Origin of the sequence: Streptomyces inusitatus, from assembly GCF_014651115.1 — a bacterium.
Classification (GTDB): domain Bacteria; phylum Actinomycetota; class Actinomycetes; order Streptomycetales; family Streptomycetaceae; genus Streptomyces; species Streptomyces amakusaensis.
The window spans coordinates 111,123-129,201 of record NZ_BMWG01000020.1 but is presented as its reverse complement, the minus strand read 5'-3'; the positions used below and the strand labels follow the sequence as shown (position 1 = coordinate 129,201).

14 protein-coding genes are annotated in these 18,079 nt (G+C 70.1%); 8 read left to right on the top strand and 6 right to left on the bottom strand.

Annotation, left to right across the window (positions count from 1 at the left end; translation table 11 throughout):
- Positions 1 to 2,205: a xanthine dehydrogenase family protein molybdopterin-binding subunit gene (locus tag IE247_RS25585; RefSeq protein ID WP_190125627.1), complete on the top strand. Its 2,205-nt coding sequence runs from the start codon at positions 1 to 3 to the stop codon at positions 2,203 to 2,205.
- A 52-nt stretch (positions 2,206 to 2,257) separates the two neighbouring features.
- Positions 2,258 to 2,956, top strand: a complete 699-nt coding sequence (locus IE247_RS25580) for a TetR/AcrR family transcriptional regulator (protein WP_229869346.1) — start codon at positions 2,258 to 2,260, stop codon at positions 2,954 to 2,956.
- Between the two features lie 55 nt (positions 2,957 to 3,011).
- Here IE247_RS25580 and IE247_RS34830 read toward each other — a convergent pair whose 3' ends face one another.
- Together IE247_RS34830 and IE247_RS25570 are read right to left on the bottom strand one after the other, a co-directional pair.
- Positions 3,012 to 4,193: a PucR family transcriptional regulator gene (locus IE247_RS34830; protein ID WP_308433260.1), complete on the bottom strand. Its 1,182-nt coding sequence runs from the start codon at positions 4,191 to 4,193 to the stop codon at positions 3,012 to 3,014.
- Between the two features lie 107 nt (positions 4,194 to 4,300).
- Positions 4,301 to 5,695: a protoporphyrinogen/coproporphyrinogen oxidase gene (locus tag IE247_RS25570; protein ID WP_190125625.1), complete on the bottom strand. Its 1,395-nt coding sequence runs from the start codon at positions 5,693 to 5,695 to the stop codon at positions 4,301 to 4,303.
- A 356-nt stretch (positions 5,696 to 6,051) separates the two neighbouring features.
- Between IE247_RS25570 and IE247_RS25565 the strand changes: the two genes are divergently transcribed.
- From IE247_RS25565 to IE247_RS25550, 4 genes are all read left to right on the top strand, one after another.
- Entirely contained in the window at positions 6,052 to 6,924 is an 873-nt protein-coding gene (locus tag IE247_RS25565; protein ID WP_190125624.1) for a class I SAM-dependent methyltransferase, read from the top strand.
- Complete coding sequence (locus IE247_RS25560; RefSeq protein WP_308433259.1) at positions 6,902 to 7,900, top strand: (-)-delta-cadinene synthase; 999 nt, start codon at positions 6,902 to 6,904, stop codon at positions 7,898 to 7,900. Before IE247_RS25565 ends, IE247_RS25560 begins: the two co-directional genes overlap by 23 nt.
- 1 nt (position 7,901) lies before the next feature.
- Positions 7,902 to 9,242, top strand: coding sequence for a cytochrome P450 (locus IE247_RS25555; protein ID WP_190125623.1), 1,341 nt, complete (start codon positions 7,902 to 7,904; stop codon positions 9,240 to 9,242).
- A gap of 366 nt (positions 9,243 to 9,608) precedes the next feature.
- Entirely contained in the window at positions 9,609 to 10,922 is a 1,314-nt protein-coding gene (locus tag IE247_RS25550) for a tetratricopeptide repeat protein (protein WP_190125622.1), read from the top strand.
- Positions 10,923 to 10,929: 7 nt separating this feature from the next.
- Here IE247_RS25550 and IE247_RS34545 read toward each other — a convergent pair whose 3' ends face one another.
- Positions 10,930 to 13,032 carry a PP2C family protein-serine/threonine phosphatase gene (locus IE247_RS34545; RefSeq protein WP_229869345.1) on the bottom strand — a complete coding sequence of 701 codons (2,103 nt, stop codon included), beginning with the start codon at positions 13,030 to 13,032 and terminating at the stop codon, positions 10,930 to 10,932.
- A 346-nt stretch (positions 13,033 to 13,378) separates the two neighbouring features.
- Here IE247_RS34545 and IE247_RS34910 point away from each other — a divergent pair, with 346 nt between their 5' ends.
- Complete coding sequence (locus IE247_RS34910) at positions 13,379 to 13,648, top strand: M23 family metallopeptidase (RefSeq protein ID WP_308433258.1); 270 nt, start codon at positions 13,379 to 13,381, stop codon at positions 13,646 to 13,648.
- 124 nt (positions 13,649 to 13,772) lie between these two features.
- Here IE247_RS34910 and prpB read toward each other — a convergent pair whose 3' ends face one another.
- The 3 genes from prpB to IE247_RS25525 are packed head-to-tail and all read right to left on the bottom strand — an operon-like array spanning position 13,773 to position 16,919.
- Positions 13,773 to 14,675, bottom strand: coding sequence for a methylisocitrate lyase (prpB, locus tag IE247_RS25535; protein WP_190125620.1), 903 nt, complete (start codon positions 14,673 to 14,675; stop codon positions 13,773 to 13,775).
- 10 nt (positions 14,676 to 14,685) lie between these two features.
- Positions 14,686 to 16,203, bottom strand: coding sequence for an MmgE/PrpD family protein (locus IE247_RS25530; RefSeq protein WP_190125619.1), 1,518 nt, complete (start codon positions 16,201 to 16,203; stop codon positions 14,686 to 14,688).
- The gene (locus tag IE247_RS25525) at positions 16,200 to 16,919 is read right to left on the bottom strand and encodes a GntR family transcriptional regulator (protein WP_190125618.1); all 720 of its coding nucleotides are present in this window, start codon (positions 16,917 to 16,919) and stop codon (positions 16,200 to 16,202) included. The genes IE247_RS25530 and IE247_RS25525 overlap by 4 nt, the downstream gene beginning before the upstream one ends.
- Positions 16,920 to 17,055: 136 nt before the next feature.
- Between IE247_RS25525 and IE247_RS25520 the strand changes: the two genes are divergently transcribed.
- Positions 17,056 to 18,054, top strand: a complete 999-nt coding sequence (locus IE247_RS25520) for a Bug family tripartite tricarboxylate transporter substrate binding protein (RefSeq protein ID WP_190125617.1) — start codon at positions 17,056 to 17,058, stop codon at positions 18,052 to 18,054.
- The last annotated feature ends 25 nt before the right edge of the window (positions 18,055 to 18,079 follow it).

Genomic DNA, 18,079 nt, shown 5'->3' with positions numbered 1-18,079 from the left:
ATGGCCGAGCCCGTCGTCGGCCGCCCCCACAACCGGGTGGACGGCCCCCTCAAGGTGAGCGGCCGTGCCGCGTACGGCGCGGACCACTCGTACCCCCGTCTGGTCCACGGGTACGCGGTGACCAGCACCATCGCCCACGGCGTCATCCGGGCCATGGACACCTCCACCGCCGAGCGCTCGCCCGGGGTGATCGCCGTCTACACCCCGTTCAACGCCTTCACGATCCATCCGGTGGAGGGCCTCAGGGCGCCGCTCCAGGACACCGCGGTCGCCCATCACGGGCAGATCGTCGCGCTCGTGGTCGCCGAGAGCTTCGAGCAGGCGCGTGCCGCGGCGTTCACCGTCGAGGTCGACTACGACGAACGGCGGCCCGCCGTTTCGCTGGCCGAGGAGGAGGGCAACGCCCGCCCGATCCCGCCGGTCATGGGCATTCCCCCGGTGGTCACCCGGCTCGCCGACGGCGTACCGTCCATCACGGCGGCGCTGGCGGACAGCCATATCACCGTCTCCGCCGCCTACACCACCGCGCCCCAGGCCCACGCCGCGATGGAGCCCTACTCCGCCGTGGTCACCTGGGACGACGGCCGGTTCACCGTCCACAACGGAACCCAGGGCGTCGGGCTCCAGGTCCAGACCCTCGCCCAGGCCCTGGGCGTGACCACCGACGACATCCACGCCGTCAACCCCTTCGTCGGCGGATCCTTCGGCGGCAAATACCGCCCCAACGCCGAGGTGCAGCTCGCCGCCGCGGCGGCACGCGCCCTGCGCCGCCCGGTGAAGGTGGTCCTGACCAGGGAGCAGTCCTTCACCGGGACCGTGATCCGCTCCGGCACCCGGCAGCGGGTGTCCCTCGGCGCCGCGGCCGACGGGACCCTCACGGCGCTCTCGCACCGGGCGCTGGCGGGCGCGGTCGCGGACCGGGAATCCGCCGAACTGAGCGCCCAGCGCACCAGCCTCGCCTGGTACGCCGTCCCCAATCTGGAGGTCCGCCAGACCTCCGTACCGCTGAACACCCCGGACCCCACCATCATGCGGGCCCCCGGCGAGGCCAGCGGCTCCTTCGCCCTGGAGTCGGCGATGGACGAACTGGCCGTCGCGCTGCGCATGGATCCGGTACGGCTGAGGATCAAGAACAACGCGACCGTCCATCCGTACTCCGGACTCCCCTTCTCCGGTAAACATCTGGTCGAGTGCTACCGCCTCGGTGCCGAGCGCTTCGGCTGGCGCCGCCGCGGCACGCGCCCCCGCTCACGGCTCGACGGCGAGTGGTACACGGGTATGGGAATGGCGACCTCGGTGTACCCCGGCTTCCGCAACCCGGCCACGGTCAAGGTGGGACTGCGCGCGGACGGCACGGCCCTCGTCTCCTGCGACACCGCCGACCTGGGCACCGGGATGTGGACCGTCCTTCCCGTCGTCGCGGCGCACTCGCTCGGACTGCCCGTCCGCCGTGTCGAACCCCGTCTCGGCGACTCCGAACTCAGCCCGGCGGGCAGCGTCGGCGGATCCTGCGGCGTGGTCACGGTCGGGCCCGCCATCATGGCCGCCGCGCACAACGCCGTGGCCGCGCTGCTGTCGCTGGCCGTCGGCGAACCGAGCTCGCCCTTCCACGGCCTGGACCCCGCGGACCTGCGGTACGACAGCGGCAGGGTGAGCGGTCCGGGCCGGTCGATGGATTTCGACGATCTGCTGGAGGCCATGGGGCGCTCGGGAGTCGAGGCCCTCGGCACCGCGGCTCCCGGCGACGAGAGCGAGCGGTACGTCTTTGACTCGTTCGGCGCGCAGTTCGTGGAGGTACGGGTCAATCGGTGGACCGGCGAGATCCGGGTCTCCCGGGCGCTCGGAGTCATGGACGCCGGCCGTATCGTCAATCCCAAGACCGCACGCAGCCAGATCGTCGGCGGCATGATCTGGGGCATCTCGGCAGCCCTGCACGAAGGGCTGCATCTGGACGCCTCCGGTCACCTCGTCAACGCGGACCTCGCCAACTACCTCATCCCCGTCAACGCCGACGTGCCCGAGGTCGACGTCCACTTCCTCGACCACCCCGACACCCGGTTCAATCCCCTGGGCAGCCGGGGCATCGGCGAGCTGGGCATCGTCGGCACAGCGGCGGCCGTCGCCAACGCCGTCCACAACGCCACCGGCATCCGCCTCCGCGAGCTGCCCATGACCCTGGAACACGTCCTGGCCGGCCTCGACTGACGGGCCGGGACCGGAGGCCGGGAGGGAAGGCCGGGTCTCTATCATGGGTCCTGTGCCGGACAGACGAGCCACCTTCCAACGCGCCCGCCGCCCGGGCGAGATCGAGGCCCGTCAAACGGCGATCCTGAACACCGCTCGCGGCATGCTGCTCGACCGCCCCGTGGCCGACATCAGCCTGCGTGAGCTGGCCACCGAGGTCGGACTGGCCAAGTCGAACGTGCTGGGGTACTTCGAGAGCCGCGAGGCGATCTTCCTCGAACTGCTGAACACCGAGTGGCAGTCGTGGCTGGACGATCTCGACACACTGCTTCCGAAGCCCCTCCCGGGCGACGGACGTCCTCGTACGAAGGAGTCCGCGCTCGCCACGATCGTCGCCGACAGCCTGGTCGCCCGGCCGATGCTCTGCGAACTGCTGAGCGCCATGGCCGCCGTGCTGGAACGCAACATATCGCTGGAGTTCGCCCGCGAGTTCAAGCGGAAGGCGTCGGCGAACAACGACAGACTGGCGGCAGCGGTGGCCGCGCGGCTGCCCCATCTCCCACAGGCCACGCCCCACGAGTTCGCCGGCGCCGTCATCGTGCTCGTCGCCGGTATGTGGCCGTTCGCCAACCCGACGGACACCGTCGCGACCGTGAGCCGGGAGATGGGCTTCCCTCCGCCCAAGGAGAAATTCGCCGTCGGTCTGCGCGGAGGGCTCGCCGCACATCTGATCGGAATGGCCGTGCGGGACGCGGCGACCGAAGGCGACTGAAGGTGACCGAAGCGCCGTCACCGGCCGGCGGCCGGTCCGGTCCGGTCCGGTCCGGTCAGCGTGTGAGACGGGCGTGCAAGGCCATCAGCAGCTGGGCCGAGGCGCGGGGGTCGGACACGGAGAGTCCGGTCAGCTCCTCGATCCGGCGCAGGCGGTAACGGACCGTGTTGCGATGGCAGAAGAGCGCGCGAGCGGCCTCGGCAGTCGACCCGCCCGCCGTGAACCAGCCGTCCAAGGTGGACAGCAGGGTGTCGCGCTCAGTCTCCGGCAGGATCAGAACGCCGTGCAACAGCTCCTCGGCCACCTCGATCGCGGTGTCGGGCGCGCTGGCGACCAGGGTGGCGAGCGGATCCTCACCGTACAGCGCGACCCCGGGCGCCCCGGCGGACACCGTACCGAGGGCGATCAGGGCCTGGCGGCGGGCGGCGGACGCCTGGACGACGTCCCGGAAGCAGCGGCTCACCCCGATGCGCCACCCCGACGCCGGACGCAGGATCTCCCGCAGCCCCCGGACGTGCCGCACCGCCGCGACCTCGGCCAGACAGAGCGACACCGGCCGGTCGAACCGCCACAGCGACCGGACCTCCCGGGTGTCGCCGAGGAGGGTCCAGTCGGCCGGGAGCGCCTGGCCGTGCTCGACGACGGCGATCTGGAAACGTCCGTACCGGGGTAATCCCAGGCTCTGGGCCGCCGTCGCCTGCAAGCCCACGTCCGGCGGACCGAGCAGGACATCGAGCAGTTCGTCGCGCTTCTCCCGCGAGCCGCGGGCACTGGCGGTCAGCGAGTCGGCGTATCCGGCGCGCAGTTCGCCGGAGACCGCGCTCAGCGCGGACCACAGACGGGGCGCCTCCGCCAGGAGGACACCGGCGCCTTCGCCGTCCCCGGGCGGGATGCGGGCGGTGAGCTCCTCCCACGCGTACTGGCCGCCGATACGGACCGCGTCCAGCAGAGCGATCAGCGACACCCCCTGCTCGGCCCTGCGGCGTCCCAGGGCGCGCAAGGCGTCGAGGTCGAGTGGCACCTCGCCGGCCAGATGCAGCAGAAAGTTCCCCAGCCGGCCGGTCACGGCTTCCCGCCGGTCGTACGCGCTCACGGCCGACGCCCCCGACAGTTCGGTCTCTGCGGCGGTGACCCGCGCGGCCAGCTCGGCCGCCATGGCATCCAGATCGGCGAGAGCCGACCTCACCGCCGCGGCGACCACGCCTGACGGGGCTTCGGCGGACAGGTGGGGAACCATGCGATACCTCCGGCGTCCAACCGACCTTAACAGACCGGTGGTTCGATAACCGAAGTGATCTGCCAACCACGTTCCGGCACGCTGTCGCACGGAGGCGGACGCGCCGGTTACGGTGCCGGTGCCGGTGCCGGAGAGAGCGCGGCGATGACCCGCCGGGCGGCCTGCTCACCGGTCGCCAGGGAGGCGTTGGTGGTGCTGTACGCGAAGTAGTCCCCGGCGAGCTGGATCGGCGATCGCGGGTCGAGGCCGCCGGTGAAACGGGCGAGGTCGCGGTATCCACCCGCCGGGCGGGCGAGGACGGCTCTTTCCCAGCGCTGAACGGCGGCCATCTCCCGGTGCTCGGCGATATGGGCGGCGAGTTCGGGCAGTGCCTCCGTCACGGCGGCGAGGGAGTCCTCGATGACACCCGCATCGTCAAGGGTGAGGCGCTGGGCGCTCCAGTGGTGCCGGAACACGAGGGACACCAGCCCCCGGCCGGCGGGGGCCCGGCCCGGGCCGAGGTTGTGCTCGTAGAGCACAACGCACAGGTCGGGGTGGTCACGGCGGGGAACGGCGACGCCGAGGGCCGTCTCGCTGGGCGGCTCGCGCAGTCCGAAGGTGACGTGGACGTCGTTGGTGTAGCGCAGACCGGTGAGGTACGTACGCTGATCGTCGGTGAGCGAGGGGACGATGCCCGCCGCGATCGGCCCGGGGACCGCCACGACGCACGCGTGACCGTGCTCGGCGCGGCTCGTCCCGTCGCGCTCCCAGGTGACCCGCACACCGTCTCCGTCCGGCCTCACCTCCTTCACCCGGGCGTTCAGCTCGACACGCGTCCGCTCACGCATGAGGGGAAGACCGATGAGGAGGGAGGGCAGTTGGCCGACACCGCCGTCGAAGGTGAAGCTCGCCGCTCCGAAGGTCCCCCGCATGATGCTGAAGACCCCGACAGCGGCGATCTCGTCGGCGGGGGCGAGGAACTGGGTGCCGCACAGGGGCTCCACCAGATAGTCCAGCAGGGGCTGGTCGAGCCGGCGCAGAGCGTAGTCCCGCGCGCTCTCGGTGTCGATCCCGGCCGCGGTGGACATGTCGCTCCAGCTCAGCGACCGGCGCGCCGCGGCGAGATCCCGCAGGAGACGCAGCGCTTTCAGCTTGGATCGCCACCCCAGCAGCCCCGTGCGGAGCAGGTCCGAGTTCCGGACGAACGACAGCCGGTGGACCCTGCCGTCGCGGAGCACGCCCAGCTCGTTGGAGCAGGGGAGCATGTGTGAGGCGAGCCCGGCCTCTCGCAGCAGTTCGATCATGGAGTGGTAGTTGTGCGAGAGCCAACTCGCGCCCCGGTCGATCCTGTACAAGCCTCCCTCGCCGGCCTTCTCGTACGAGGACATGCGGCCGCCGACATGATCCCCCCGTTCGAGAATCGTCACGTCGTGCCCCGCCTGCCGCAGACGGAAAGCGGCGGCCATTCCCGCGATCCCGGAGCCGACGACAATCACATTTTTTCTGATGGTCCGCTCCGCCATGCGGCGCCCCCTCGGGAGGTCCCGGAATTCCTGACGCTCATTCACCGGCTCGCGCTGCAATGACCTTCCACCCGGCCCGGTTTGCTGTCAATCCCTCCCCTGTGGGGATTGTGCCGAGGCGGGCGCGAAGGAGGGTTCCGCGCCTCGACTCGGCGCGGGTTCCGCAACGGTGCGCCGCTCTCCCCGCGCTTCGCCTCTGCCGTATACGGGCATGTTGAAGCGAACACCCGCCGATGGCGGGAATCCTTTCCGTCGAATCACCTCCCCGTCCGACAGTGAATCGCATGTCGAACTGGTGAACTAAATCCATCACAGAACATCATCCGACATTTCCTCCGAGGGGAGCGAGGCGGCAGATGCGGAAGGAACCGCCGGTCGGCGAAAATCGGCTGGATTACGGAGAACCGGATTACGGGGAGGAGGTATTCGCCTTCGAGAACCCTGAACAGATCGACCGGCTCAAGGCTCTGGCCGCCGTGTGCGATCCCGCGACCGAGGCGGCTCTTTCACAGTGGGAGTTGCGGCCGGGGGCACGGTGCCTGGAGGTGGGAGCGGGGGCCGGGACGGTGGCGCTCTGGCTCGCCGGACAGTGCCCGGCGGCGGAGGTCACGGCCACGGACACCGACGTCCGGTTCCTGGCAGGGCTTCGGCGGTCCGCCGTGCGCGTACTCCGGCACGATGTGCGGACCGATGAGTTCCCGCCCGGAGAGTTCGACCTCGTCGTCGCCCGTAGCGTCCTGTGTCATCTGCGCGAGCGGGAAGCCGTGCTGGCCAAGATGGTGTCCTGGCTGGCGCCGGGAGGACGGATCTATGTCGAGGACCCCTCCTTCTTCCCCGCCGCGTCCTCCGCCGATCCCGTCGTACGGCGTCTCGGCGGCGCGATCAGTGCCACCCTCGCGGCGACCCTCGGAAGCGATGTGGAGGACTGGGCGCGCTCGTTCCCGGCACCGCTGCTCGGGCAGGGCCTCGTCGAGGTCGGGGTACGCGTCCACTGCTCCACCCTGACCTCCGGCAACGCCGCGGGAACCGCGTGGCGGCTCTCGGTGGCCGAGCTGATGCCGGTCATGGATCAGTGGGGGATTCTGCCGGAGGCCGAGACCTCCGCCGCCCTGGCGCATCTGGGACGGCCCGAGTTCGTCGATGTGGCGCACGCGATGATCGCGATGTGGGGTGTTCTGCCGTCGGACCACGGGAGAGGACGCGGACATGCTGTCGACCAGACCGATTGAGGGGTCGGCGATCTGGAGCGGCCCCGCCCCGCACAGCCCGCACGCCGCGGCCGCCGACGCCAGGACATTCGTCTGGGTGGACGCGGGCGGACTCTGCGACGACACGGCGGAGCAGGGGAATCTGACGCGGATCCGGCCCGGCCTGCTGGCCGCCTACTGCCACCCGGAGGCCGGCGAAGCCGATCTCACGCTCACGGCCAAGTGGATGGCATGGCTCTTCCTTCTCGACGACCGGATCGACGAGAGCGTTCTGGGGCGGGACGCCGATCTGCTGGAGGAGCACCTTCACGATCTCCAGGCCACCGCCCTGGGCACACCCACCGCCCCCACCGCCGCCGCCCGGCCGATGGCCCGGGCGCTGGAGGAGATCATCGCGGAAGCGTCGGCAGGGATGAGCGGGGCCTGGCGGCTCCGGTTCCGCCGGCATGTGAGCGACTATCTGTCCGCCGGTGTCTGGCAGGCCGCTCACCGGCAGGCCGCCCAGATCCCCGGCCCCGACGTCTTCCCCCACTGGCGGCGCGCGTTCGGAGCGATCATGCCCACGTTCGATCTGGTCGAGAGGGCTCACGGCGGCGCGTTGCCGTCGAGCGTCTACTACTCACGCCCCTACCAGGATCTTCTGATCGCGGCGGCGGACCTGGTGTGCTGGACCAACGACTTGATGACCGTGGACAAGGAAGCCGCGCACGGCGACCTCCACAACCTCGTCCTCGTCGTCGCGCACGACCGGCTCCAGGACCGGCCGACGGCGGCCGCCGAAGTGTCGGCCGCCTGCGAACGACGGCTTCACGCCTACACGGCCGGCTGTCGGGACCTCACCGCGCTCACCGCCGCGCTGCGTCTGCCCGATGCCGTCCGGCACCACGCCGACCACTGCGCCGCCGCCCTCCGCGTCTGGACCCGCGGCCATCTGGAGTGGGGCCTGCGGACACCGCGCTACCGCATCGGAACCGCCCGAGAAGAAGGAAGGGACTGACATGACGGTGCCCTCCGAACACGGGGAACGCCGGGCCCCCCGCGCCCCCGGGGGTCTTCCCCTGCTGGGCCATGCCATGAGCCTGGTCAAGGACCCTCTGACCTTCCTCGACCGGCAGCGCCGCCATGGGGACGTCGTCGAGTTCCGCATCGGCCGCCGGACCGCCTACCTGCTCAACCACCCGGACCTCGTCCACGCCCTGCTGACCGGGCCCGGCGGACGCTTCGACCGCGGCGACATCTTCACCAGGGCGCGCCCCCTGTTCGGGAGCGGGGTGGCCATCGCCGACGGCAAGCACCATCGCGACCGCAGGCGCGTGATCCAGCCCCTGCTGAACACCACGCGCCTGGCGGCCTATCTCGACTCGATGGCCGATCTCGCCGCCGCCAGGGCGGACGGCTGGAGCGACGGCCAGAACATCGACCTGAACGCCGAGATGGCCGATCTCAGCCTGAACGTCGTGGCCACCACCGTCTTCGGACAGCACCTCCCGGCCGGAGTCGGCGCGGTCGTCCACCACAACCTGCCCGTCGTCGTCGCCGGCCTGGCCCGCCGGGCCTACGGACCGGCGGCCGCGCTCCTCGACCGTCTGCCGAGTCCCGAACGCGGAAAGTACCGAACCGCCCTCAGCGCCATTCACCGCGTGGTGGACGAGCTCATCTCGGCCAACCCGGACAGCCCCGCCTTGGCCCGTCTGTCCGTCGGCACCGACGAACGACAGCTCCACGACGACGCGACCTCCCTCCTCATCGGCGGTTCCCACACCAGTGCGGCGGCGGCCGCGTGGCTGTTCATCCTCCTCAGTGGGCACCCGCACATCCGTCGAGAGCTCCAAGAGGAAGTCGACCGCGTTCTGGGCGGCCGTCCCGCCGCCCCCGCGGACCTTCCCGAACTCGTCCACACCCGTCGCGTCGTCCAGGAGACCCTGCGGCTCTACCCGCCCATCTGGCTGTTCCCCCGGCGCGCCGCCACCGACCTCCAGCTCGGCGGTCACACCGTCAAACAGGGAACCCAGGTCTTCTACAGCCCATACGCCATGCACCGCGACTCCCGATGGCACCCCCGGCCCGAGACCTTCGACCCCGGCCGGTGGAACCCGGACCGTCACCCCCAGCCGCCGCGCGGTGCCTACATCCCCTTCGCCGCGGGAGTCCACGGCTGCCCTGGCGGAGACTTCGCCCTGGCGGAACTCACCCTGCTCACCGCCACCGTCGCCACGCGATGGCAACTGGACCCGGTACCCGGCAGCGACCCCAGACCCGTCGCGGGCGCCACACTCGGCCCCTCGCCCGTCACCATGACCATCACCGCCCGCCCCCTTCCGCCGGACCGCGTCGGGTGAGCCGTGGAGGGGCCGGGCACTCGACCCATCCCTCATCCCCACCCGCACGAAAAGAACCGATTTACCCCGAATTAATTTCCCTCGAATTCGCACCCGCCGAATTCATTTACCATAAATTTGGAGCACCTCTTCCGGCGCGAATCCACATCCCGCCGAGCTAATATGAATCTGTCCTGTCCTCTGGGGCGGACATTCCTTGTCTCTCGCCGCCCCGTCAGCGAAAGGTGACGCCATGAAGGTGGTTCCGTACCGCACCCTGACGTCCGACCGCCCGTCCCGAGAAGCCCTGTAGCCGGACGCCGTCCGGGGAAGATCAGGGGCGCGGCCGGCCATCGACCGCGCCCCTCCGGCCGAGGAAAGAAAAAGATGCCGCGCATCGATGTGCCGTCGACCTTCATCGGCTGGCTGTACCGCCCTTATTTTGATTTCGGCGAATGGGGAGCGGACGGCAATTCCGCTGTCGAAGGGCTGGCGCTGGCGATCCGATCGCTGGTCGAGGAGAGCGACGCGTACCCCCGGGTCCACGGATTCTCCCCGTCATCGGTGCGCCGCGAGATCGTGCGGCACGCGATGCTCCCGGAATACCTCCTCGACGACCCCGCCGAACTCGCTCCGGACCTGCGCACCCCCGCTTGGCGAACCCTCTGCGAACAGCTCGCCCGCTACACCTCCCTCAACGGCCGAGCCCGGCTCCGGGTGCTGTGGGCGCTGCACCGGGCGGGGCTGCACACATCGATCCTCCGCCATGAGCGCGGACCCGCCCCCGACTCCGGCACCAGGCTGGACGACGACACCGCCGCACTCGCCTTCATGCGAGGTCAGGCGCTGTACGCCCAGGCCATCGACGGCGGCCCGGCAAGCGCCGCGGTGGCGGAGCTGCGCGAGGTGCGGGAGCGGGCCAGGCCCGGCTCCTGGGCCCATGTGGAGGCGACCTACCTGCTCTGCAGCATCTGCGTGAAGATGCTGGACGACGTACCGGGTTTCCACCGCCACCTGGAGCTGCACGCCCAGTCCGTCGACGCCTCCGGCTCGGTCGGCCACGAGCGGAACAAACTCCTGAGCCGCTATCACCGGATCGCCGCGCTGGCGCCCCAGCTGGCGGGCGATCACACGGCCATGTCCCGGGAGATGGACCGGGCCGAGCACTTCTGCGCTCTCATGCGGCGGGACGACCCCGCGACCCGAGCGGAATGGGGCCTGCTGCGCTATGCCCTGCTGGAGAGCAGGACCAAGGAGATGTTCGTCCTGGGAGACTTCGAGCGGGCCGAGCGATACGCGCAGAGCCTCACAGAACACATGCCGGCCGAGCCGCGCGCCCTTCTCACACTCGGCCAGGTCTACATCGAGCGGGAGAAAATCCCAGAAGCCGTGAAGGCCTACCGAAAAGCCACACTCCTGGGCCCTCAAGTCACCCACTTGGCCCAGTTCATGCTGGGTCAGTGCCTGGAACACCTCGGCGACATGGACGCGGCCCGCCTCGCCTATGCGCAGGCCGCCGCTTCCGACCCGCTGGGCGTTTCCACCTTGCAGTTGCTGGACCGCGACGAGGTCGCCGGGAAGAAGAGCCCACTGCGCCGCTGGGCCGACCGGCGCACCGCGTCTCTGCGCGAGGAGCGGGACGCCGTCGACGAGGCGCGCGGGTACCAGAAGTACGACGGGAAGATGGGGGCCGCCCGCTAGGGCCTGTCTATGGGCCGGGGGCAGGAGCCTCCTCGGCCGGGGCACCGCCGGGGACATCGCTTGTGGTGAGCCCCTCGAAGTGCGCGGCGAGCAGGGCGATGTCGTCGTCGCGGCTGCCCGGTCCGAGCATCTCCAGCGCATCGTCGCAGAGCGCTTCCAGCGGGGGCGGGAGGCCCGGACCGGTGCGCTGCGCGGTGGCGGCGAGCCGCCCTCGTAACTGTTCGATACCGGCCCATACGTCCTGTAGCCGGGACTCGACCAGTCCGTTCGTGTACAGCAGAAGGGTCGCGCCCGCGGGGGCTGCCAGCTCCACGGTCTGGAATTCGGGGCCGCCCACGCCGATGGGTGGCCCCGGCGGTATGTGGAGCACCTCGGCACGGCCGTCCGGGTGGAGCAGGATCGGCGGCGGATGTCCGGCGTTGGCGAGGACGACTCGGTGTGTGATGGGGTCGTAGACCGCGTACATGCAGGTCGCCATGTGGTCATGGCCGAGCCGCTGGGCCTGTTCGTCCAGGTGACGGAGTACTTCCTGCGGTGACAGATCGAGTCCGGCCAGGGTGAGCACGGTGGTTCTGAACTGGCCCATGATCGTGGCTGAGGCCATGGAGTGGCCCATGACATCACCGACGACCAGCGCGACCCTGCTGCCGGGCAGAGGGACGGCGTCGTACCAGTCGCTGCCGACCCTGGCCGTCTCGGAGGCCGGGAGATAACGGGAGGCGAGCCGCACACCGGCCGCCGGGGGCAGCCCTTCGGGCAGCATGATGCGCTGGAGTTCGTCGGCGATGTACGCCTCCCGCCCGTACAGAATCGCCTTGTCGATGCCGAGCGCTGTCTGCGCTGTCAGCTGGGCGGCGGCCAGCAGATCGCCGGGCTCGAAAGGGCGCCGGTCGGGCCTGCGCAGGAAGACGGCTGTGCCGATGATGCGATGGCGACCCCGAAGCGGTGCCAGAATCACTCGCCCCGTTTGAGGTGACTCAAAGTTCTCGCCGAGCAGTTCGTGAAGCGCCGCGCTCGCTTCGGCGGAGTCGCCGAAGACCGGCCGCACTCTTCTCAGCACCTCGGACAGCGCGCCGCTCGAACGCACTTCACTGACAGCCGTGCACCGGGTCAGATCGACGGCCGTCGTACCGCCGGATCGGGTTACGTCAAGGGTCGCGTACCGTTGGCGCAGTCGGAGCACGAACGGCGAGACCGGACGTTCGTCGCCCACGGGCAGCGGGTGGCGCAGATGGACCAGGATCGCGTCGGCGAAGGTCGGCACGGTCGCCCGGCAGAGCCCCTGCACGATCTCGTCCGGGTCGATACCCCGTGAGATGCGGCGGGTGGCCGCCCCCACGAACCGCATACGGTCGTCGTCGCGGCGCGGAACGAGGCTGGTCGCCGTGCGCTCGGCGTTGTGCGGAATTGTTTCGAACAACTCCTCGTCGAGGTCGGCCGGGCCACTACCGGGCACGTTGACAGGGAGTGGGCGCTCGGAAGGCACCGTGTCGGTGTCTCCCCGAGGTGCGTCGTCGGCACGGAGTTCACTCGCGATCTCCGCGACGGTTCGGTGTTCGCGGTCGAGGACCTCCCGTACCTTGCGGAGCGTCGCGTCCACATGGTCGAGTTCGCCGTCCTCGTCAGTGGGCCCGGTGGACTGCTGGGGCAGCGCGATGGCGCCCGTCGCGCCGGTCACCGTCGAGTTGTCCACACCGCGGTATTTGCGCAGCTCGGACTCCAGGGCCTGGATGCGCCGGGCGGCCAGATCCGCCACGGCCTGGGCCCGTTCTCGTTCGCTCTCCGCCCGGTTGAGCTGTACACGGAGATCGCCCTCCTGTGTGGTGGCGCGCATCAGCCGCATATGTATCGATTCGATGTCCACGCTCAGCACATCGGGGGCCGCCTGGAGGGACTCAAGGCGGCGGGACAGCCCGGCGACCTGAGCCTGGGTCTGCCCCAGAAGCGCGAACAGCACCGTCGCCACCTGAAGCGACTGGTTACGGGCCCGCTCGCTCGCCTCGTACGCCTGGCGCACCCGGTTGAGTTCTTCGAGAGCGCCGATGGCGCGCTCCTGCGCCTGCAACAGCTCCCGGGCGGGGACGGCGGGCTCGCCGTCCGGACCGGTCACCGTGGGGGATTCCCGGCGGCCTTCCACAGCGCCCTTGCCCGTTCCAGACGCCGGCTCGTGACCGCCTGGGACTCGTCACGGAAGCAGATGTCCGCGACGGCCTCGACGGTGTCCCATGTCAGGCCTACGCCGGCGAGGCGCTCACGCAGCTTCCGCTCGTCCGGCACATACTCATCGGCGAAGTGGTCCCGGGTGAGCAGCCCATGAAGTCCTCTGACATTCCAGAGTTGTCCCGGACAACCGGGCGTTGTCGGCTGAACAACATTCAACCGCTACCGGGAACCCCGCCGCGGCAGGATCCTTGAATGGTCCGACTTCGTTCTTGTGGAATCCCCACCGGAACTGGTTGGGCAGCCGTGAACACCCGAAATGGACCCGGCGCGCAGGGCTTTCAGAAAAGCCCCGCGGCGGGAGCAGGAGCGGCCATGACAACAACGGCCGCGACTACATCTACTGCCACCTCTCCAAGCTCGAAGTGAAGACCGGCACCAAGGTCAGGGCCGGCCAGCGCATCGGCCGCGTCGGCGCCACCGGCAACGTCACCGGCCCCCACCTCCACTTCGAGGACCGCCCCCGCGGCGGCCGCTACGGCCAGGACCGCAAACCCCGCTGGTAGCAGCCGCGGCGGACGCCAGAGAACAGGCCGGGTGGTCCCGCACGGGGGACAGGACCACCCGGCCCCACGCACCGCGACACCGCTCGGCCCGGTACGCCCCGCGAGGGCGGGCCGGGCGGGGCGGTCAGTCGGCCTCCAGACGGAAGTTGAAGACGGAGGAGTCGAAACCGCTGTAGCTCTCGTAGTCCAGGAGGTCGTACAGGTCGCGGCGGTGCTGCATCTCGTCGAGGCGGTCCGTCAGGGAGCCCTGGTCCAGCAGTGTGCTCAGGCCGCGGTCCGCGGCGCCCATGGCCATGCGGAGCAGGGACACGGGCCAGATCACGATGTTGACCCCGGCGTCGCTGAGCTGGTCGGCGGTGAAGAGGTCGCTCTTGCCGAACTCGGTCATGTTCGCGAGGAGTGGCACGTCGATCGCGGCGCGCACACGGGCGAATTCGTCCAGGGTGCGCAGTGCCTCGGGGAAGATGGCGTCCGCTCCGGCGTCCACCAGTCGCCCGGCCCGGTCGATCGTCGCTTCCAGTCCTTCGGAGGCGCGGATGTCGGTGCGGGCGACGATGAGGAAGTCGGGGTCGCGCCGGGCGTCGACGGCCGCCCGGATCCGTCGTACCGCCGTTTCGGCGTCGACGACCTGTTTGCCGTCGAGGTGGCCGCAGCGTTTGGGGTTCACCTGGTCTTCGATGTGCAGCCCGGCGAGGCCGGCGTCCTCGAATTCCTGGACGGTGCGGGCGACGTTCATCGGCTCGCCGAATCCCGTGTCGGCGTCGGCGAGCGTGGGGAGGTCGGTGACGCGGGTGATCTGGCGGGTGCGGCCGGCGACCTCGGTGAGTGTCGTCAGTCCGATGTCGGGGAGGCCGAGGTCGGCGCTGAGGACCGCTCCCGAGACATAGACGCCGTCGAAGCCGCGGCGCTCGATGAGCCGTGCCGAGAGCGGGTTGAAGGCGCCCGGCATGCGCAGCAGTTCGCCGGATTCCAGACGCCGGCGGAAGGCCCGGCGTTTGTCCGTGTCGGTTCGTGTGGTGTAGAGCACCTGCGGCTCCTCAGAAGATTCCGGGGCGGGCGGCGGGCGGCAGCTGTCCCGCGCGGGCGGCGAAGGTGAGGTCGCGGACCTCGTGCGCCGTGAGTTCCGGGAGCCGCAGCGCCAGGTCGAGGAATCGCCGCACCTCGGTCTCCCCCAGTACGGGCGTCGCGAGCGTGTGGAACTTCTCGACGTAGTTCTCGCGGGTGAAGGGGCGGGCGCCCGCGGGGTGCGCGTCCGCGACGGCGATCTCGTCCTCGACGGTCCGGCCGTCGAGGAGTGTCACGACGATACGGCCGCCGTACGACTGGCGGTCGCCGCCCGCGTGGTACCGGTCCGTCCACGCCGGGTCCTCGACGGTGGTGATCTTCTGCCACAGCGCGACGGTGTCGGGCCGGGACGCGCGCTCGGGGGCGTAGGAGTCGACGTGGTGCCAGCGGCCGTCCTGGAGTGCGACGGCGAGGATGTAGGGGAGCGAGTGGTCGAGGGTTTCGCGCGAGGCGTCGGGGTCGTACTTCTGGGGGTCGTTCGCGCCCGAGCCGATGACATGGTGCGTGTGGTGGGAGGTGTGGACCACGATGCTGGCGACCTTGGCCGGGTCCGCCGTGTCGGGGTGTTCGCGCAGGAGCTTGCGCGCCAGGTCGATCCACGCCTGTGCCTGGTACTCCGCGGAGTGCTCCTTGGTGTAGCTGAGGAGGATCGCCTCCTTGGGCTCGCCGGAGCCGGGGAGCGGCACCTCGTACCGGCCTTCCGGGCCGTCGAGCAGCCAGGCGATGACGCCGTCCTCGCCCTCGTAGATCGGGGCCGGGCTGGTCTCTCCGCGCATCGCCCGGTCCACGGCCTCGACCGCGAGCTTGCCTGCGAAGCCGGGCGCGTACGCCTTCCAGGACGAGATCTCGCCCTTGCGGGACTGGCGGGTCGTGGTCGTGGTGTGCAGTGCCTGGCCGATGGCCTGGTGGATCACCTCGGTGGACAGGCCGAGCAGGGTTCCGATGCCCGCCGCGGCCGAGGGACCGAGGTGGGCGATGTGGTCGATCTTGTGCTTGTGCAGGCTGATGGCGCGCACCAGGTCGATCTGGAGCTCGTAGCCTGTCGCGATGCCGCGTATGAGCGCGTGCCCGTCCTTGCCCGTGTGCTGGGCGACGGCGAGGACCGGCGGGATGTTGTCGCCGGGGTGCGAGTAGTCGGCGGCGAGGAAGGTGTCGTGGTAGTCGAGTTCGCGGACGGCGACCCCGTTGGCGTAGGCGGCCCACTCGGGGCTGGTTCGGGTGTCCGGTCCCAGTCCGAAGAGCGTCGAGCCCGCGCCGCCGCGGCTCGGCGCGTGCGACAGCGCCTGCGCGCGGGCCGACGACGGGGCGGCGCGGCCGACGGAGGCCGCGGCGACGGCCGCGTTGTCGATGAAGCGGTTGACGATCATCTCGACGGCGGAGTCGGTGACCTCGACCGGGTCCGTGGCCACCTGTGCCATCTTCCAGGCCAGCTGCTCCTCGCGGGGGAGGTTCTCCTCGCTGCGGTGGGACCGGACGGGGTGGTTCTTCATCGGGGCGTCTCCGTTGCTGTGGTGGTGCGTTGTCCTTCGGGCGCGTCTCTCTCGGCGGGGCGCCAGGAGTGGCGGAAGTGTTCGACGCTGTTGTGCAGATGCACGTGTGTGGCGTGGAGGGCGAGCGCGGCGTCGCGGCGGGAGATGGCCCGCGCGATGAGCGCGTGCTCCGAGGCGGAGGCTTCGAGCCTGCTCTGGGAGTGGCCGGCCATGCGGCGCACACGGGCGACGTGGACCCGCAGGTTCTCCATCGCGTCGACGAGGAAGGAGTTGTCCGTGGCCTTGTTGACGGCCTCGTCGAAGCGCCGGATGAGCGCGAAGTAGTCGCTCACCTGCTCGTCGGAGACCGCGGGGCCCCGTAAGAGATCGTGCCATCGCGTGAAGTGGTCCTCGAACTCCGCGAAGACGGCGGGCTCGCCCCGTACGGCGGCGAGTTGGGACGCCTGGGCCTCCAGGCAGGAACGCAGTTCGAAGAGGCTGCGCACATCGCGGTCGTCGACCTGTGTGACCACGACACCCCGCTTCCCCGACGGCTCGGCGAGGCCCTCCGCGACAAGCCGGCTCAGGGCCTCGCGCACCGGTGTGCGGGAGACCCCCAGACGGTCGGACTGCTCCACCTCCAAGAGGGGTGCGCCCGCCGGCAGGACACCGTCGAGGATCTCCGACCGCAGTTGCGCGTATGCACGTCCCGCGGCAGTGGGGGGAGTGGTCAGCATGGGCGCAGTGTATACACGAGCTGGATCGTTGGTCACGAGTGAGCCGCTAAATGTGCGTTGACCCTTGTGGGCTCCCCTCCGTCTGTATACATTCCGGTTCTCCAGACACCCCCGTCGGAGAGACAAGGAAGTCTCCATGAAGATCACCCGCATCACCGCCGCGGCGGCGGTCGCTGTCCTTGCCCTCAGCGCATGCGGCAGTGGCAGCGACACATCCTCGGGCACCGGGGCCAAGGCGAAGGCGCTCGAACGTCTGGAGATCATCGCGCCCGCGGCACCCGGCAGCGGCTGGGACCAGGCGGCCCGCGCGGTCCAGGACTCGCTGAGGTCCGCCAATCTGGCGAAGGCCGCGGAGGTCAAGAACGTCCCCGGCGCCTCCGGCACCGTCGCCCTCGCGCAGGTCGCTCCCCAGAAGGGCAAGGAGGGCCTCTGGGTCGCCTCCGGCCTGGCCATGATGAGCGGCGTCATCAGCAACGGGACCGACGTCACTCTCGACGACCTGACTCCTCTCGCCCGTCTCATGGGCGAGTACGAGGTCATCGTCACGCCCAAGGACTCGCCCTACAAGACGGTCGGCGACCTCTTCGCGGCGATCAAGAAGAACCCCAAGTCGGTCTCCATAGCCGGCGGTTCCGCCGGAAGCGCCGACCACATCTTCATCGGACTGCTCGCCAGGCACTACGGAGTGAAGCCCTCCGACGTCAACTACGTGCCCTACAGCGGTGGCGGCGAGGCGACCACGGCGATCCTCGGCGGCAAGGTCCAGGCGGGCGTCTCGGGTCTCAGCGAGTTCTCCGCCCAGGTCAAGGACGGCACGATGAACGGCCTCCTCGTGTCGTCGGCCAAGCCCGTCGAAGGGGCCGAGTTCGCCCAGACCGCCGCCGACGTCGACTCGTCCCTCGAATTCCAGAACTGGCGCTCGATGATGGCCCCGAGCGGTGTGAACGACGCGCTCAAGACCCAGTACACCGAGGCGCTCAAGAAGATGCACGACTCTCAGGGCTGGAAGGACACCCTGAAGAAGAACGCCTGGAACGACAACTTCCTCACCGGTGACGAGTTCACGGCATGGCTCAAGGTGGAGAACACCCGGGTCCAGGGAGTTCTCGACGAGCTCGGCCTCTCCAAGAAGTGAACTGAGAACAGTTGTGGGCGCCCGC

Excerpts from the sequence above, each read along its gene's own strand:
- IE247_RS25560 (WP_308433259.1), top strand. The coding sequence starts at position 6,902 with ATGCTGTCGACCAGACCGATTGAGGGGTCGGCGATCTGGAGCGGCCCC.
- IE247_RS25530 (WP_190125619.1), bottom strand. The coding sequence starts at position 16,203 with ATGAAGAACCACCCCGTCCGGTCCCACCGCAGCGAGGAGAACCTCCCC.
- IE247_RS25555 (WP_190125623.1), top strand. The coding sequence starts at position 7,902 with ATGACGGTGCCCTCCGAACACGGGGAACGCCGGGCCCCCCGCGCCCCC.
- IE247_RS25520 (WP_190125617.1), top strand. The coding sequence starts at position 17,056 with ATGAAGATCACCCGCATCACCGCCGCGGCGGCGGTCGCTGTCCTTGCC.
- IE247_RS34830 (WP_308433260.1), bottom strand. The coding sequence starts at position 4,193 with ATGGTTCCCCACCTGTCCGCCGAAGCCCCGTCAGGCGTGGTCGCCGCG.
- IE247_RS25525 (WP_190125618.1), bottom strand. The coding sequence starts at position 16,919 with ATGCTGACCACTCCCCCCACTGCCGCGGGACGTGCATACGCGCAACTG.
- IE247_RS25550 (WP_190125622.1), top strand. The coding sequence starts at position 9,609 with ATGCCGCGCATCGATGTGCCGTCGACCTTCATCGGCTGGCTGTACCGC.
- IE247_RS25585 (WP_190125627.1), top strand. The coding sequence starts at position 1 with ATGGCCGAGCCCGTCGTCGGCCGCCCCCACAACCGGGTGGACGGCCCC.
- IE247_RS25565 (WP_190125624.1), top strand. The coding sequence starts at position 6,052 with ATGCGGAAGGAACCGCCGGTCGGCGAAAATCGGCTGGATTACGGAGAA.
- IE247_RS25570 (WP_190125625.1), bottom strand. The coding sequence starts at position 5,695 with ATGGCGGAGCGGACCATCAGAAAAAATGTGATTGTCGTCGGCTCCGGG.